General features: G+C 43.5%; 14 protein-coding genes and 1 rRNA gene. 6 read left to right on the forward strand and 9 right to left on the reverse strand.

What is annotated here, in order from left to right; genetic code table 11:
* Positions 1–110 precede the first annotated feature (110 nt).
* From K5Q73_RS14205 to glmS, 3 genes are all read left to right on the forward strand, one after another.
* Positions 111–2,243, forward strand: coding sequence for a TonB-dependent siderophore receptor (locus tag K5Q73_RS14205; protein ID WP_220764222.1), 2,133 nt, complete (start codon positions 111–113; stop codon positions 2,241–2,243).
* Between the two features lie 168 nt (positions 2,244–2,411).
* Positions 2,412–3,182 (forward strand): DeoR/GlpR family DNA-binding transcription regulator, encoded by a 771-nt coding sequence (locus K5Q73_RS14210; protein ID WP_220764224.1) that lies wholly within the window; start codon positions 2,412–2,414, stop codon positions 3,180–3,182.
* Positions 3,183–3,275: 93 nt separating this feature from the next.
* Entirely contained in the window at positions 3,276–5,105 is a 1,830-nt protein-coding gene (gene glmS, locus K5Q73_RS14215) for a glutamine--fructose-6-phosphate transaminase (isomerizing) (protein WP_220764226.1), read from the forward strand.
* Between the two features lie 172 nt (positions 5,106–5,277).
* Here glmS and K5Q73_RS14220 read toward each other — a convergent pair whose 3' ends face one another.
* The 6 genes from K5Q73_RS14220 to K5Q73_RS14245 form a co-directional block, all read right to left on the reverse strand.
* Positions 5,278–6,321 carry a GMP reductase gene (locus K5Q73_RS14220; protein WP_220764234.1) on the reverse strand — a complete coding sequence of 348 codons (1,044 nt, stop codon included), beginning with the start codon at positions 6,319–6,321 and terminating at the stop codon, positions 5,278–5,280.
* Positions 6,322–6,631: 310 nt separating this feature from the next.
* Positions 6,632–6,913: a hypothetical protein gene (locus K5Q73_RS14225; protein WP_220764235.1), complete on the reverse strand. Its 282-nt coding sequence runs from the start codon at positions 6,911–6,913 to the stop codon at positions 6,632–6,634.
* A gap of 178 nt (positions 6,914–7,091) precedes the next feature.
* Positions 7,092–7,841, reverse strand: coding sequence for a phosphate ABC transporter ATP-binding protein PstB (gene pstB, locus K5Q73_RS14230; protein ID WP_220764237.1), 750 nt, complete (start codon positions 7,839–7,841; stop codon positions 7,092–7,094).
* A gap of 10 nt (positions 7,842–7,851) precedes the next feature.
* Positions 7,852–8,703: a phosphate ABC transporter permease PstA gene (pstA, locus tag K5Q73_RS14235; protein ID WP_220764239.1), complete on the reverse strand. Its 852-nt coding sequence runs from the start codon at positions 8,701–8,703 to the stop codon at positions 7,852–7,854.
* On the reverse strand, positions 8,703–9,608 hold the full coding sequence (pstC, locus tag K5Q73_RS14240; RefSeq protein WP_220764241.1) for a phosphate ABC transporter permease subunit PstC: 906 nt from the start codon (positions 9,606–9,608) through the stop codon (positions 8,703–8,705). The genes pstA and pstC overlap by 1 nt, the downstream gene beginning before the upstream one ends.
* A 77-nt stretch (positions 9,609–9,685) precedes the next feature.
* On the reverse strand, positions 9,686–10,495 hold the full coding sequence (locus tag K5Q73_RS14245; protein ID WP_220764243.1) for a phosphate ABC transporter substrate-binding protein: 810 nt from the start codon (positions 10,493–10,495) through the stop codon (positions 9,686–9,688).
* A 552-nt stretch (positions 10,496–11,047) separates the two neighbouring features.
* Here K5Q73_RS14245 and K5Q73_RS14250 point away from each other — a divergent pair.
* Positions 11,048–12,244 carry a potassium/proton antiporter gene (locus tag K5Q73_RS14250; protein WP_220764245.1) on the forward strand — a complete coding sequence of 399 codons (1,197 nt, stop codon included), beginning with the start codon at positions 11,048–11,050 and terminating at the stop codon, positions 12,242–12,244.
* 8 nt (positions 12,245–12,252) lie between these two features.
* On the opposite strand, the gene K5Q73_RS14255 is transcribed toward K5Q73_RS14250, so the two are convergent.
* From K5Q73_RS14255 to K5Q73_RS14265, 3 genes are all read right to left on the reverse strand, one after another.
* Entirely contained in the window at positions 12,253–12,450 is a 198-nt protein-coding gene (locus tag K5Q73_RS14255; RefSeq protein WP_220764247.1) for a DUF2061 domain-containing protein, read from the reverse strand.
* A gap of 174 nt (positions 12,451–12,624) precedes the next feature.
* Positions 12,625–13,527 (reverse strand): 1,4-dihydroxy-2-naphthoyl-CoA synthase, encoded by a 903-nt coding sequence (locus K5Q73_RS14260; RefSeq protein WP_220764249.1) that lies wholly within the window; start codon positions 13,525–13,527, stop codon positions 12,625–12,627.
* Positions 13,528–13,679: 152 nt separating this feature from the next.
* Positions 13,680–14,033 (reverse strand): hypothetical protein, encoded by a 354-nt coding sequence (locus K5Q73_RS14265; RefSeq protein ID WP_220764251.1) that lies wholly within the window; start codon positions 14,031–14,033, stop codon positions 13,680–13,682.
* Positions 14,034–14,121: 88 nt separating this feature from the next.
* On the opposite strand from K5Q73_RS14265, the gene ccoG reads away from it, so the two are divergent.
* Both ccoG and K5Q73_RS14275 read left to right on the forward strand, forming a co-directional pair.
* The gene (gene ccoG / locus K5Q73_RS14270) at positions 14,122–15,543 is read left to right on the forward strand and encodes a cytochrome c oxidase accessory protein CcoG (protein ID WP_220764253.1); all 1,422 of its coding nucleotides are present in this window, start codon (positions 14,122–14,124) and stop codon (positions 15,541–15,543) included.
* Positions 15,544–16,155: 612 nt separating this feature from the next.
* Positions 16,156–16,367 (forward strand): 16S ribosomal RNA (locus K5Q73_RS14275); the annotation flags it as partial.

The raw sequence follows: 16,367 nt of genomic DNA on the forward strand, positions 1-16,367 counted from the left end.
AAGTGCGTCACTCACCACTGTAAAGAAGTGTAAAGAAACTTAAATAAAAATAGTTCTCATTTATATTGCGACTCAAATATTACATTCATGTTTCATTGTTGGGGTTGGATATGTCTGTCGGGACGTCATTTAAGTTTTCTCGCGTTGGCTTAGCAATTGTTGCTGCACTCGCTTCATCATCAGTTTTGGCTGAAGATGCAAGTGTTGGATCTACCATTGTGGCAGAGCCGAATATTGAGCGTATCAGCGTTATGGGTCGTAGTTTTAACGACTACAACGCAGGCTCATCTTCAGGTGCAATGCGTGGTGATATCGACATCTTAGACACGCCTCAATCTGTCACAGTTATCCCTGATTTTGTTACTGACGAGCAGTTAGCAACTAACCTTTCAGAAGTATTGGTTAACGATTCTAGTGTTACTGGCGGCTCTGAAAAGTGGAACCGTCAAGTATTCAACATTCGTGGTTTTGAACTTTCTTCAGGTTCTGGTTTCTTGATTAATGGTCAGCAGCAGTGGTCTCACTATGTACAGCCAATTGAAACTCTGCAGCAAGTTGAAGTGTTAAAAGGTCCATCTAGCATGCTTTATGGCCAGTCAGGCCCTGGCGGACTGATCAACATGGTGACTAAGAAGCCAACCTACGAGACTATGCTTGATATCGGTTTCGACACCGATGAGCACGGTTCAACACGTTTTCAGCTAGATGCGGGTGGTAGCTTAAACGAAGCTGAGACGATTCGTTACCGTACTGTGCTAGTTAAGCAAGACACAACTTATTGGCGTGAATACCAAGATGGCACTAATCAGGAGCGTGATCGCTGGTTGGGCTACTTGAACCTAGAGTTTGATATTACTGATGACTTAATGTTGTCGCTTAAATATGATCATACGCAAGATAAGACTGGCATCGACCGTGGTGGTTGGTTAGACAGCAGCGGTGACTTGATTGGTGGCCGCGATATCATCTGGGATCAACCTTGGGCGTTTACCGATAACACCATTTCTAATCTTGGTGCAGAGCTAACTTATCACCTGTCTGATGACTGGAAGGTTAAGGCCGGTTATAACGATCAGCAGTTTAATCGCCAACGTCTGGACTCTTCTCCATCATTGATCAGTGGTTCTGAAGATCCATTTACCGATGGTTATTACGTTAGCCCATTTGATCGCCATGATGATTGGCAGCATAAAACTGGTTTTGTTGATTTCACTGGTAACTTCTACACAGGTGATATTGAGCATCAACTGCTAATCGGCGCTAATATGCTAGATTACTATTATGGTCAGTTAAAAGAGTCTGGCGACAAGAATCAAGTGGTGATGCCGGGTCAACCAATGCCTAAACCAGATCTTGATTACAATCGTGATGAAACTAAATATGAAAGTGAGTACAAGCATTACGGCTTCTACGTCCAAGACTTAGTTTCTATCACTGATGAGTGGCAAGTACTCGCTGGCGTGCGTTACGACGAGCAGAAGAAAGACGGTGCCGGTAACAACAGTTATGCAGTATCACCTAAGTTTGGCGTTATCTACTCACCAGCAGACAACGGTAGCATCTACGTTAACTACTCTAAGAGCTTCACACCTCAAGGGATAGTAAACAACATTGATGATGTTAATGATGGAAAGAACTTAGATCCTGAGTACGGCGAGCAATATGAAGTTGGTACTAAGTGGGAACTGTTTGACGGTAGCTTACTATTAACCGGTGCGGTTTTTGATATTACAGTATCAAATGTGACGGTAACCGAAGAAATTGAAGGTAGCAGCCAAACTATTACAACTCAGTCTGGTGAACAGCGTCATAAAGGTTTTGAAATGGGCGCTCAAGGTCAAGTTAGCGATAGCTGGTTTATGACGGGCTCTATGATGTACCTAGATGCAGAGTATCTTCGTCCTGAAACTGATAGCTTAAATGGCAAGACGCCAGTTGATGCACCAGAGTGGTCAGCAAACGTATGGACGCGTTACGAGATGACCGATGATTTAGCGCTTAACTTCGGTGCCATCTATGTGGGTGAGCGTTTTGCGAATACTAGTAACAGCATTAGTAAAGACGGTTATGTGCGATTCGATATGGGCGCGGCATACACTATGGACGTAATGGGTAGTGATGTCAGCGTACGTGTTAACGTTAAAAACCTATTTGATACTGATTACTTAGCTGGTGGTACTAATACTGATGTGACTGTTGGTGAAGGACGTCACTTTAGCCTAGCACTGGAAGCTAAGTTCTAATCTAATACAGGTTATTAACTGAAATAAAGTATTAAAGCCTCAACCTCTGGTTGGGGCTTTTTTGTATCTAACCACCAGCTTTTTAACTTTTGAATAGAATCAAAACTGGTAATTAAGTTTCGTTTTACTATAATACTTCTTTCGAAACGAAACTTAACGAAAGGTTTTATGAACAAACGAAACACTCAACAGCGACGCCACAGCATTATTAGCCTGCTTAATCAGCAAGGCGAGGTGAGTGTTGAGGAGTTATCCTTACGTTTCGAAACCTCCGAAGTGACTATTCGTAAAGACTTAGCCACCTTGGAAAAAACAGGTCTATTGTTACGTCGTTACGGTGGAGCGGTTGCCGTGCCTGATGAGGTCACGCAGCAGTTTTCTGCCAAAATAGCTCCGAATAAATTATCTATCGCCAAGGCCGCCGCCGAACTGATTAATGATCACAATCGCATCATTATCGACAGTGGCAGCACTACCTCAGGCTTAATCGGCGAGCTTAATAACAAGCGCGGCCTATTAGTGATGACCAACTCACTCGCACTGGCTAACGCAATTCATGATCTTGAAAACGAGCCGACCTTATTAATGACTGGTGGTACCTGGGACCCCCATTCTGAGTCCTTCCAAGGTCAGATTGCCGAGCAAGTGCTACGCTCATACAACTTTGACCAGCTGTTTATTGGTGCAGACGGTATCGACCTTGAACGTGGCACCACCACCTTCAACGAGCTCACCGGTCTAAGTAAGGTCATGGCGGAAGTGTCTCGTGAAGTAGTGGTGATGCTTGAGTCGGAAAAACTGGGCAGACGCATTCCAAACTTAGAGCTGCCTTGGAGCAAGATTAGTGTGCTGGTAACAGACGATAAGTTGCCTAGCGAAGCACTAGAGACAATTTCTAACCATGGGGTGCGCGTCATTCTTGCGCCCTATGCTGGGTAACGATAACAAGCAAACAGCTTGATAAAATTATCTACTTTCAAATTCAATTTTTAACTTTAAATTTAACTCTCATAGAGAGTCTAGGTAACTAATATGTGTGGAATCGTTGGCGCAGTAGCGCAAAGAGATGTAGCTGAAATCCTTGTTGAAGGTTTAAGACGTCTAGAATACCGTGGTTATGATTCAGCGGGTGTAGCGGTACTTAATAACGGTGAGTTAAACAGAACTCGCCGTGTAGGTAAGGTACAAGAACTGTCTGCTGCGCTTGATGCTGCACCTTTAGCTGGTGGTACCGGTATCGCTCACACGCGTTGGGCAACTCACGGTGAGCCAAGTGAGCGTAATGCTCACCCGCACCAGTCTGAAGGCAATATTGCGGTAGTGCATAACGGTATTATCGAAAACCACAATAAACTACGTGAGATGCTTAAAGGCTTAGGTTATAGCTTTGCGTCAGACACTGACACTGAGGTTATCTGTCACTTAGTACACCACGAGTTAAAGACTCATGACACACTGCTTGCTGCAGTTCAAGCAACGGTAAAGCAACTTGAAGGTGCTTACGGCACAGTGGTAATCGACCGTACTGATAGCGAACGCATGATAGTGGCTCGCTCTGGTAGCCCACTGGTTATCGGTTATGGCCTTGGCGAAAACTTTGTTGCCTCTGATCAACTAGCGCTACTACCCGTTACTCGTTCATTCGCTTTCTTAGAAGAAGGTGATGTGGCGGAAGTGACTCGCCGTGAAGTAAATATTTTTGATGTTGATGGCAATCCGGTTGAGCGTGAAGTCAAAGAATCTGAAGTGACTCATGACGCTGGTGACAAAGGTGAATACCGTCACTACATGCTAAAAGAGATCTACGAGCAGCCAACAGCAATCGCACGCACGCTTGAAGGCCGTATTGCGGGTGGTAAAGTGTTAGATACTGCTTTTGGTGATAATGCTGCTGAGTTCTTAAAAGACATTAAGCACGTACAGATCATCGCTTGTGGTACTAGCTACCATGCCGGTATGGCTGCGCGCTACTGGTTAGAAGATTGGGCGGGCGTGTCTTGTAATGTTGAAATCGCATCAGAGTTCCGTTACCGCAAGTCGCACCTGTTCCCAAATAGTCTGTTAGTCACAATTTCACAATCTGGTGAAACTGCCGATACGTTAGCGGCAATGCGTTTAGCCAAAGAGATGGGCTACAAAGCAACGCTGACGATTTGTAATGCTCCGGGCTCGTCACTAGTACGTGAATCAGATATGGCTTACATGATGAAAGCCGGGGCTGAAATTGGTGTAGCTTCGACTAAAGCCTTTACTGTGCAGTTAGCGGGTCTATTAATGCTAACATCGGCTATCGGTCGTTATAACGGCATGTCTGATGAAATGCAGGCTGAGATCAGCCAAAGCTTACTTTCAATGCCTGCTAAAGTTGAGCAAGCATTAGGCCTAGATGATGCTATCGCAGAGCTCGCTGAAGACTTTGCCGATAAGCATCACGCACTATTTTTAGGTCGTGGCGATCAATACCCTATCGCGATGGAAGGTGCACTTAAACTTAAAGAGATCTCTTATATTCACGCAGAAGCGTATGCATCTGGTGAACTTAAGCACGGTCCACTAGCGCTTATCGATGCCGATATGCCAGTTATTGTGGTTGCACCTAATAACGAATTGCTAGAGAAGCTAAAGTCTAATGTCGAAGAAGTTCGTGCACGTGGTGGCTTGATGTATGTATTTGCTGATAAGGACGCAGAGTTTGAGTCGGATGACACCATGAAGGTGATCCCTGTTCCTCATTGTGATGAGTTTATGGCACCGCTAATTTATACCATCCCACTACAATTGCTTTCTTATCATGTAGCCTTGATTAAAGGTACTGATGTTGACCAACCACGTAACTTGGCTAAGTCAGTTACCGTTGAATAAGTAATAGTTTAGCAATGCGTTAAATAATAAACGGCTACCTAGGTAGCCGTTTCTATATTTAATCCGTTAAGCCGATAATTGTTTAAAACTTATTAAACAGAACCGCTTACTAATAAAATATAATCTATATAAACGCTAATCACTTATATCCTTGTTAGCGTTAGATAATGATTTACTCTTTACCGTAAACGTTGTTCTCTTGCTCTTGCACACGAATAAACGTAGTACGCTTAGTTAGCTCTTTTAGAGACGCTGCACCAACATAGGTACAAGTTGAGCGTACGCCACCCATAATGTCGTTAATGGTGTTATCCACGCTACCTTTAAATGGTAGTAATACAGTCTTGCCTTCTGCGGCGCGGTACTTAGCAACACCACCAGAGTGTTTGTCCATTGCTGATTGTGATGACATACCGTAGAACTTAACCATGGTTTTGCCATCTTGTTCAATCACTTCCCCACCGCTTTCTTCATGGCCTGCAAGCATACCGCCAAGCATAACGAAGTCAGCGCCGCCACCGAAGGCTTTTGCTACGTCACCGGCACAGCTACAACCACCGTCACCAATGATTTGACCACCTAAACCATGTGCAGCATCGGCACATTCGATAATGGCTGAAAGCTGTGGATAGCCAACACCCGTCTTAACGCGAGTGGTACATACAGAGCCTGGGCCAATACCCACTTTAACGATATCTGCGCCAGCAATAATAAGCTCTTCAACCATGTCACCAGTAACCACGTTACCAGCGCTGATCACTTTCATCGGGTGTGCTTCTCTTACTTTGCGAACGTAATCCACTAGGTGCTCTGAATAGCCGTTAGCAATGTCGATACAGATGAAATTAAGATCTTCTGACAGTGCTAAAATTTCACTAAGTTTAATGAAGTCGGTGTCAGAGGTGCCGCTTGAAACCATAACATGCTGTAGTACATCAGCACTCTGGTTAGCAACAAATTCACCCCACTGCTCGACACTATAGTGCTTATGCACTGCGGTCATTACATTGTGCTGGGCTAGGCTAGCCGCCATTTCGAAGCTCGCGACAGAATCCATGTTGGCGGCAATAATAGGCACGCCAGACCAGGTCTTGCCACTATGCTTAAAAGTAAATTGACGATTTAAGTCTACTTGAGAACGGCTCTTTAACGTTGAACGTTTAGGTCGGATAAGAACATCTTTGAAACCTAACTTTAAATCTTGTTCAATACGCATAGTTTATTCCTCACATGGATTTTGCGCGCAGCAAAACCGCCGATAAAACAATATTTCATCGGATATTAAGTTAATTCCTGAGTTTATTTCAGGCACAAAAAAACCGGAACGTTTGTGGACGCTCCGGTTTTAGGCATTATAGGAACAGATTTTTTATTAGCAAGTTCTCAAATTAAAACAATCATTTCTCAAAAACGCATGGTTAATGCGTGGTTATCGAGAGTTTGATTTTGTGTTTCAATATAAGCTGGCACTGTTAAAGCTGGTCATATTTATATTATAAGTTTTCCATGCTTATATTATTACTATCCTAGACTTTACTTTCTTTAGCACCCTTCTCTTTAAACACTTTCATATCGAAATTATCTAGCAATAACAAAGTGTCTGCTATAGCCGACTTGAGTTTGGCTGCTGGTGGGTAGTTGAGTTTTTTTGTTTGCTTTAGAGATTCTCTGCGGGTGATAAACTCTAACATTGTCTCGAGGTTGTCTGGGCAGTTAATATCGAGTTCCGGGAGTTTTTTGCTGGATGCGTTGTTATAGATCTCAAACTCTTGCTGCAGGTATTCTTGAGCTTCTCTTATTCTTTCCATGTACGAGCGCCTCTTTAATCAATAAATCTATCTACCGAAGCTATCTTAATAATGCAGCTTAAACAAGCTCATGGCGAAAAGTCAGTATTTTAAATGGTGAGCGCGATCGATAACCTTGCTCTTATGTACTATAGGTAGATAAAGAAACGCTCACTGTTTAGAGTGAGCGTCATCTTGATTAACCAAACTCTCCACTAACATAGCCCTGAGTTCTCTGATCTAGCGGGCGACTAAATATCTGTGTGGTTTCGCCATGCTCAACCAGTTCTCCCATCCAGAAGAAGGCGGTCTTATCAGAGATCCGTTTGGCTTGGTTCATCGAATGAGTCACAATAACAATAGTGAATTGTTTGCGTAATTCATCCATCAACTCTTCAATTTTGTGAGTGGCTATCGGATCGAGTGCGCTGGTAGGTTCATCCATTAAAATAACCTCAGGCTTCATCGCGATAGTGCGAGCAATACAAAGGCGTTGCTGCTGCCCGCCTGATAAGCCAAATGCAGGGGTGTTTAACCTATCTTTTACTTCATCCCATAGGGCTGCACTACGCAAAGACTCCTCAACAGTATCGTCTAGCACTTGCTTATCTTTAATGCCTTGAGCTCTAAGTCCAAAAGCCACATTCTCATAGATACTCATTGGAAAAGGGTTAGGCTTTTGAAACACCATACCCACTCGCATTCTGAGATGTTTTACATCAATATCTTGATAGATATTGCTGCCATCAAACATCACATCGCCATTTATCTTCACTCCAGCAACTAAATCATTCATACGGTTTAGTGTGCGCAGTAGAGTTGATTTACCGCAGCCTGATGGACCAATTAATGCGGTTACTTGGCGAGCAGGTATGGCTAATGAGATATTCTTTAGCGCATGGTTGTCGCCGTAAAATAGGTTTAAGTTGTTCACTTCTAGCTTATTCATGGAGATAACCTTACTTAGATGATTTATTTAAACGTGAGGCAATCACTTTGGTTGCCATGTTTAATAACAGTACTAATACAATGAGTACGGTAGCGGTAGCATAAGCTTGATCCCACTCGTGCTGGGTAAACAGCTCTTGGGTTAGTTTATAAAGGTGAACAGTTAAGGTTCGGCCAGATTCCAAGACCGACTCAGGGATTTGAGTCACCATACCGGCAGTTAAAAACACCGGCGCAGATTCACCAATTACGCGGCCAGTACTTAAAATAATCGAGGTCACTATACCTGGCAGAGCGCTTGGTAATACTAGGCGGCAGATGGTGTAGATTTTAGAACTGCCCAGTGCATAACCGCCTTCGCGGTAGCTCATAGGTACGGATAGTAACGCTTCCTCTGTAGTGCGGATGATCACAGGCAAAATCAACATAGCCAGTGTTAGCGCACCGGAAAGGATAGAAAACCCTAGCCCTAAGGTGGTGACAAAGAACGTCATACCAAATAGGCCGTAAACAATAGACGGAATACCCGCTAATGATTCGGTGCAGAAACGTATGACTTGTACCACTTTACTACCCGGGGCAGCATATTCGGTTAAGTAAATGGCCGTCATGATGCCAATTGGTGCGGCAAAGGTGAGTGATAGGCCAACCATATACACGGTGGAAACTATCATAGCCCAAATACCAGAGGCTTCGCCGATACGAGTATAGGCGCCTGTAATAAACTCCCAACTGACATGGTCAAGGCCGTTACTTAATATGTGCCAAACCACCCAGAGTAAAAATAGCAGCGTGGTTGCTGCTGCGCCCCAAATGGCACCCAGCATCAATCTATCTTGAGTCTCTCGTGAAATTTGTATCATTAGTGAGCTCGTTTTCTGTTGAGATAAAGCAGTGAACCGTTTAGTAATACGATAAAGGCCAGTAACACTATGCCTGTCGAGTATAGGGCGTTGGCATGGATCCCTGTGGCGTATGACATCTCCATGGCGATATTGGCAGTCAAGGTTCTAGCTGGCTCTAAAATTGAGCCTGGCATGGCTGGAGCGTTGCCCATCACCATGATAATCGCCATAGTTTCGCCAATTGCGCGGGCGACACCTAAGGCTATGCCTGTGTAAATACCACTGCGAGCCGCAGGAATAAGTACTTTGAATATACTGAAAATATGCGATGCACCTAATGCTAGTGCAGCTTCTTTGTATGTTGATGGCAACGCTCTAAGTGAGGTTTCTGAAATCGTAATAACCGTCGGTAAGATCATGATGGCTAATACAATGATACCGGCGAGTATGGTGTTGCCTGCTGGAATATTAAAAATGCTCTCGATGGCCGGTACGATAATGACCAAGCCGAAGAAGCCGTAAACCACAGATGGAATGCCTGCTAGCAACTCAACCGCTGGGCGGATAATATTGGCTAACCAGTTTGGTGCCAGCTCGGCAAGAAATACCGCCGTAAGTAACGCGATAGGTACACCAATGATGACTGCACCTGCGGTTGATATTAATGATGCCACCATCATAGGTAGCAGGCCGAATAGCGCTGGTGGCAGCCAGTCTTTACCGAGTAGCATTTCTGACACGCCAGCTTCTTTAAAAGCGGGTAGGCCTTCACTAAAAACAAACCATCCAATGGTAGCAACTGAAAGTACGCCTACCATGGCGCAGCTTAAGAAAAGTAGATGAAAGCTCATCTCTTTCCAGTCATAGGACTTAGCGGGGGCAAGCTGCAATCCTTGGGGTTGTGCTTTACTGGCTGTAGTCATGATTTAACCTATACATCTATGTAAAACTGAATCAATCGATACAGAGGAACCGCTGTTCCTCTGTATTTAAGGTGATGTTACTGAACGCGGATGTAGCCTTCTTCAGCCACAATCTTCTGTCCATCTTCAGAGAGAATGTATTCAATGAAGTTGTTGGCATTGTCTGGTGCGTTTTTATCAATTAATACGATAAAAGGGCGAGCTATTTGGTAGTCACCAGTAGCAATGTTGTCATCGGTCGCTGCTACACCGTTTACATCGATAGCGCGCAAACTGCTATCAACGCTACCTAGCGATATATAACCAATTGCGTAAGGATTGTTGGCAACTATCGTCTTAATCATGCCGTTGCCGTTACCAACCTGAGCCGTTGGTGAAATAGCAGTTACTTTATGGCCGTTAATAGTGCGCTGTAGTTTCATAATCTCTTCAAACGCGCCACGAGTCCCCGAGCCGTTTTCACGAGTCACCACAACGATAGGGCGAGATTCGCCACCGACTTGGCTCCAGTTTTTAATTTCACCACGGTAAATCTTAGATATTTGTTCTTGAGTTAGATTTTTTACCGGGTTGGCATTATTTACAGCGGCTGCAATACCGTCGCGGGCAATGACAACTTCTTTGGTATCACTGTTAAGTTCGTTGTCTTTCACATTGCGTGAAGACATGCCGATCATGCTGGTACCATCTTTCGCGGCACGAATACCAGCTGACGAGCCAGTACTTTGTACTTCCACACTGGTGTTAGTGTTGTTTTGATAATTCTCTGCTAGCACTTCCATTACATGGGCTACAGACGTTGAACCTGATACTGTTACTGTGCTTGCCTGAGCAAGTGGTGCTGTCATTAGACCTACTGCGGTTAACAAGCCAAATACTTTTTTCATTACGATTTCCACTCTATTGTTTGGTCGCTTAGATACGAGTTATTTACAAAACCAAGTTAATGCCTCACTGAAGGCAAGCGCATTAAGACAGAGAAATATGACAGTTATGTGACTGCGGTTCGGAGTGGCTGACGCTGAAAAGCGGTTTAATTGTTTATTAGTCTTTACTGTTTTAAATGAGGGATTTGTTTTTTGTTACATGAACAATAATTCAGATAGAGTTTCTTAAGTGACGAAAGATATTGCTCGAGATAGCTATAGATGGGCTTTGCAGGAGAATAATGCAATATCGGATTTATTGAGCTGAGCTAATGTTCACTTCGGGTTAAGCTAAATTTAACAATTGGTGAGGGCAAATATGTTATGTTTCGGTTATTAGAACGCAGGATAAATTTATTATTAAACTTTTATGACAATATGTGTTTGCCACATATTTGTACCAATCATCAGTAACAATAATCGATGTATTCAAATCAATGTCATTTTTTTGCGGCTATCCTCAATACGCAGGCATGACTTAATCTCATTTAAAAACTTAATAAAGGTACTCCTATGACGACTGAAATGGTCATGATTGGTATGTCTGTTCTGATATTAGTCGGCATTTTACTGCATCACCCTTCGCGAACTTTAGGTATCCCCTCATTACTGATCTTTATGGGGGTAGGCCTCATGCTAGGTAACGGTGAGTTTAACTTCGTCTATGATGATTTAGATAAAACAGCCTGGATAGGTGGGCTAGCGCTGAACATGATTGTGTTTGTCGGCGGTATTAATACCTCAACCGATAAAATCAAAGTTGCCTATAAAGAAGGTGGCGTGCTGGCCTCATTTGGCGTGCTGTTTACCACACTAATTTTTGCCGTCATCTTGTATGGTCTGCTGGACTTCGACTTTATTACCTGCCTTCTTTTTGCCGCTATAGTGTCATCCACCGATGCTGCAGCTGTGTTTTCTATTATTGAATCTAAAAAGCTTAAGCTAAAAGAGCAAACCGATACCGTATTGGAGTTTGAGTCGGCGACCAATGACCCGGTAGCTATGTTGTTGGTGATATTTTTAACCGATATGGCGCTTTCAAGCAGCAAGAGTGTGGTCGCATCTGAAATTGCCATCGAGCTGGTCACTCAAATTGGTGTGGCAATGGTCGTTGGTTGGCTGGTGGCTAAAGTCGCGGTATTGTTGCTTAATCGCATTCATCTATCTGAGTTTGGTCTTATTCCTGTATTTGTGCTCGCCAGCTTTGTGGTGGCAACCTACGGCGCAGAGATGCTAGGGGGCAACATCTTATTGGCTTCTTATATTGCTGGTGTAGTGATCGGAAATGGTATTAAGCGCGGGCAGTTAGTTAATCAGCATTTCTTCAATAGCTTATCTTGGCTGGCTCAGGCATTGATGTTTATTGTATTGGGCTTACAGATCTTCCCGCAGTCATTAGCAGCGGTATTTGTGAGTTCATTATTACCTGCAGTATTGTTAATCCTGGTTGCTAGGCCATTGGCAGTACAGCTTTGTTATCTGCCATTTGTTAAAGCGAGTTGGAAAAAACGATTGTTTATCTCTTCCATTGGCTTAAAGGGGGCTACGCCCATTGTATTTGCATTGATCCCTGCCGCTGCAGGAGTGCCTGGGGCGCTAGATATTGTGCATATGGTTTTCTTTATCGTACTATTTTCCGTCTTTATTCAAGGGGGGGCTATAGCGCCCTTGGCGAACAAGCTCGGCCTGAATAGTGCAGATAAAGAGTAATGACTCACCTAAGCTGAGGCGACTGCTAAGGTATTTTTAGATTCGATACCTTTCCAAACTTTCTCGTGGAAATAGAACACTACTGTGTTGACTGCTGGCTCGATTAACGCCACTGCACCACCTATGACTACGCTTCCGGTTAATAGGTAAGTGATAGTAAAAGCTACACCAAAGTGAAGTATCGCAAAAGTCATGGTTTTAATCATTGTAGGTCCCCCTGTTTAAGTTGATTAAATGATAATGGTTATCATTTGCAATTGTAAGGGGTTTATATAGATTAGTTTGATTGGATTTGTCGATTGAAAAGATGCTTTGGTTATAAACCCATCAATACTGATGGGTTTATCAGTTTTACTATTTAGCTGCCTAACGCGAGATCATTAATAGTGCCAAGGGAATGAAGAGAAGTCTTGATCGCGTTTTTCTAAGAATGCATCACGTCCCTCACGTGCTTCTTCAGTCCCGTAAGCTAAACGAGTTGCTTCGCCTGCGAACAGCTGCTGACCAACTAGGCCGTCATCTGGTAGGTTAAAGCCATACTTCAACATGCGCATTGCAGTTGGTGACTTAGAGTTAATCTCTTTAGCCCACTTTAATGCTTCAACTTCTAACTCTTGATGTGGTATTGCGCGGTTAACCATACCCATATCAAATGCTTCTTCAGCTGTGTAGTTAAAGCCTAAGAAGAAGATTTCACGAGCACGCTTCTGACCAATCATTTTAGCTAGGTAAGCACTGCCGTAACCTGAATCAAAGCTACCTACATCTGGGTCAGTTTGCTTAAATACCGCGTGCTCTTTTGAAGCAAGAGTAAGATCGCACACCACATGTAAGCTATGACCACCGCCAACAGCCCAGCCAGGGACTACTGCGATAACCACTTTAGGCATAAAACGGATTAGGCGTTGTACTTCTAATATGTGTAAACGTCCCATACGAGCTACATCAGGCGTGCCTTCTTCGGCACCTTCATACTTGTAACCATCTTTACCGCGAATACGTTGATCACCACCGGCACTGAAAGACCATTGACCTTTTGCCGATGGGCCATTACCCGTTAATAGTACACAACCTATATCAGACCATTGGCGTGCATGGTCAAGTGCGGTATAGAGTTCATCGACGGTCTTAGGGCGAAACGAGTTTAAGCAGTCAGGACGACTAATTGCAATACGCACAGTGCCCTGATCTTTGGCTCTGTGGTAGGTAACATCTTCAAAATCAAATCCAGGAACAACATCCCATAATTCGGGATCAAAAATGTCAGATACTTGTTGTGTCATGAGCCTATAGCCTTTTACTTGGTTGAAATACCGTAATAGTTAAAGGCTAGGCTTAATCAGATCTCAGGTCAATCTAGTTTATGTGGTAACTGAGATCTGTTTCATTATCTATTTATGCCACTATATCTATTAAAGCTTAAGCAACTGTGCCGCTAGTTAAGTTTATCGCAGATATAGGTTTGGTTTTCTTTGCTAAATGCAGAGTGGCTGTTTGCACCACTGCCACAGAATTCATCTTTAAAATCGTCGAGTTTAGCCTGTGACTGAGTTATGAGCTTCAGTGCTTGCTGCTCGGTTGTTGAAAGGCGATCGGCGATATCTGTTTTTAACAAATCGACTCTATCGTCAATACGTTGAATCTGGGTGCCTGTCATGCTGTCCAGCTTGTCTTCTGCCTGTTGATAAATCCCTTGAACCTCCGCAATCGGCTCATCCAAGGTGTCTGTTTCGGTATAAAGGTAGTAAAGAGTGCCGGCAATTATTGCCAATATGATCCAGCCCTTCATATTTTAGTCCTATGTAGGTGAATAACTTGTAGTATAGGCGTTATAATAAGCTAGTTTTCTTGCAATATTAAAGCTGTAAGGCTGCAAAATGAACGCTGAACAAAATAAAAAAGACTTCTCTAAAACTGAAAGAATCAAAATCCACCAACCCGATGCGGCTAAAGCCGACCGCTTTAATCCGCGTAACCGTATCTATGTTCGAGCTGTAGAAGGCTTATGGACCACTTTACGTCGTCGCTTGGGCTGGATAGCGATGCTATTCTTTTTACTCTTACCTTGGATCCCTTGGGGTGACCGTCAAGCTGTTTGGTTTAATCTTGCAGAGCAAAAATTTCATGTCTTTGGTTTAACGATATGGCCGCAAGACTTTACCTTGTTAGCAGCATTATTAATGATTGCGGCTTTTGGGTTGTTTTTCATTACCACATATTTAGGCAGAGTATGGTGCGGCTATACCTGCCCGCAAACAGTTTGGACTTTTATCTTTATTTGGTTTGAAGAAAAGTTAGAAGGTTCGCGTAATAAACGTATCAAGCTCGACCAAATGCCATGGAGCTTCAACAAACTATGGCGAAAAACGGCGAAACACGCATCCTGGTTGTTAATCTCTTTGCTTACAGCAATGACATTCGTCTCCTACTTCGTACCCACTAGTGAAGTATATATAGAGGTATTCACCTTAAATGCCAGTGGTTCGATTTACTTCTGGGTTATCTTCTTCACCTTTGCGACCTATGGTAATGCAGGTTGGATGCGCGAGATCATGTGTTTGCATATGTGTCCTTATGCCCGTTTTCAGTCTGCGATGTTCGACAAGAACACTTATATAGTTGGTTATGATGCTCAGCGTGGTGAAGCGCGTGGACCAAGATCAAGAAAGGCTGACCCTAAAGCAATGGGGCTGGGTGACTGTATTGACTGTGACTTATGCGTGCAGGTATGCCCGACAGGTATCGATATCCGAAATGGTTTGCAATACGAATGTATTAACTGCGGTGCTTGTATTGATGCCTGCGATACCACAATGGAACGTATGGGGTATGAAAAAGGCCTTATTAGTTACACCACAGAGAATAAACTAGAAGGGATTAAACAGAAGGTACTTCGACCTAAGCTTGTTGGTTATGGTGTTGTGCTCTCGGTAATGATTTTAGTGTTTATCTATGCAACGGCAACGATAGCGCCAATTCGTATTGATGTTATTCGAGATAGAAACCAACTGTTCAGAGAAACAGATGACGGATTGATTGAGAATACCTTTACTCTGAAGATCCTCAATAAGACAGAGAGCAGCCACTTATATAAGATGAGTGTAGAGGGGTTAGCTAACTATGATTGGATTGGACCACAAGAAGTGAAAATAGAAGGTGGAGAGGTGTTAACTCTACCTATCAGTGTCGCTGTAGACCCCGTTGACCTATCGAGAGCTATGACCCATATCAACTTTAAAGTGGTTACGGATGATGGTGAGATAGAAGCGAAGCAAGAGTCTCGCTTCTTCGGTAACTAACTTTATTACTGTAAAGTAGATAAAAAGGGGCTTTTAGCCCCTTTTTTGTACGTATCGTTTGATAACTATTCGTTTGATTCGAAAACGCTAATTTTATTGAAAACTGCCCTTGCGCTTTAATCTCACATCCCTATAATGCGCATCCACTGACACGGCACTGCAGGCCAACTAGCTAAACGAAAGCTTAGGTAGAACGGGACTTGCAGCAGTGTTAGAGAGATTAACTTCTTCGGGAATTAGCCTCAGGTGACAAACGCTTTAAGAGCTTCGAATGATGTGCCTTGTATAAAGAATCATCGCTTGAAAAACTTCTTAAAATAAGCGCTTGACGCCGACACTAGGAAGTGTAGAATACGCCTCCTCAAGCCAACGACCTAGCGTCTTAGGCTGCTAACTGAGAGACTCGTTCTTAATAGGATTAGCACCGCTCTTTAACAATATGACAAGCAAATCTGTGTGGACACTCACAGAGATTAAGTTATTCGAAATTGTCTCTCACGAGGCAATCAAAAAATTACTTAATGAATGAGTGTTCATAGCAATATGTAATACAGAATTCGTTGAGCCGCTGATTTAACCTTACTTGTAAGGTGGATGAAGCAAACAAAACTTTAATTGAAGAGTTTGATCATGGCTCAGATTGAACGCTGGCGGCAGGCCTAACACATGCAAGTCGAGCGGTAACACAAGGGAGCTTGCTCCTGAGGTGACGAGCGGCGGACGGGTGAGTAATGCCTAGGTATCTGCCCAGTCGAGGGGGATAACAGTTGGAAACGACTGCTAATACCGCATACGCCCTACGGGGGAAAGGAGGGGACCTTCGG

The sequence above is a fragment of the Shewanella sp. MBTL60-112-B2 genome, from assembly GCF_019655055.1.
In the GTDB taxonomy this organism is placed as follows: domain Bacteria; phylum Pseudomonadota; class Gammaproteobacteria; order Enterobacterales; family Shewanellaceae; genus Shewanella.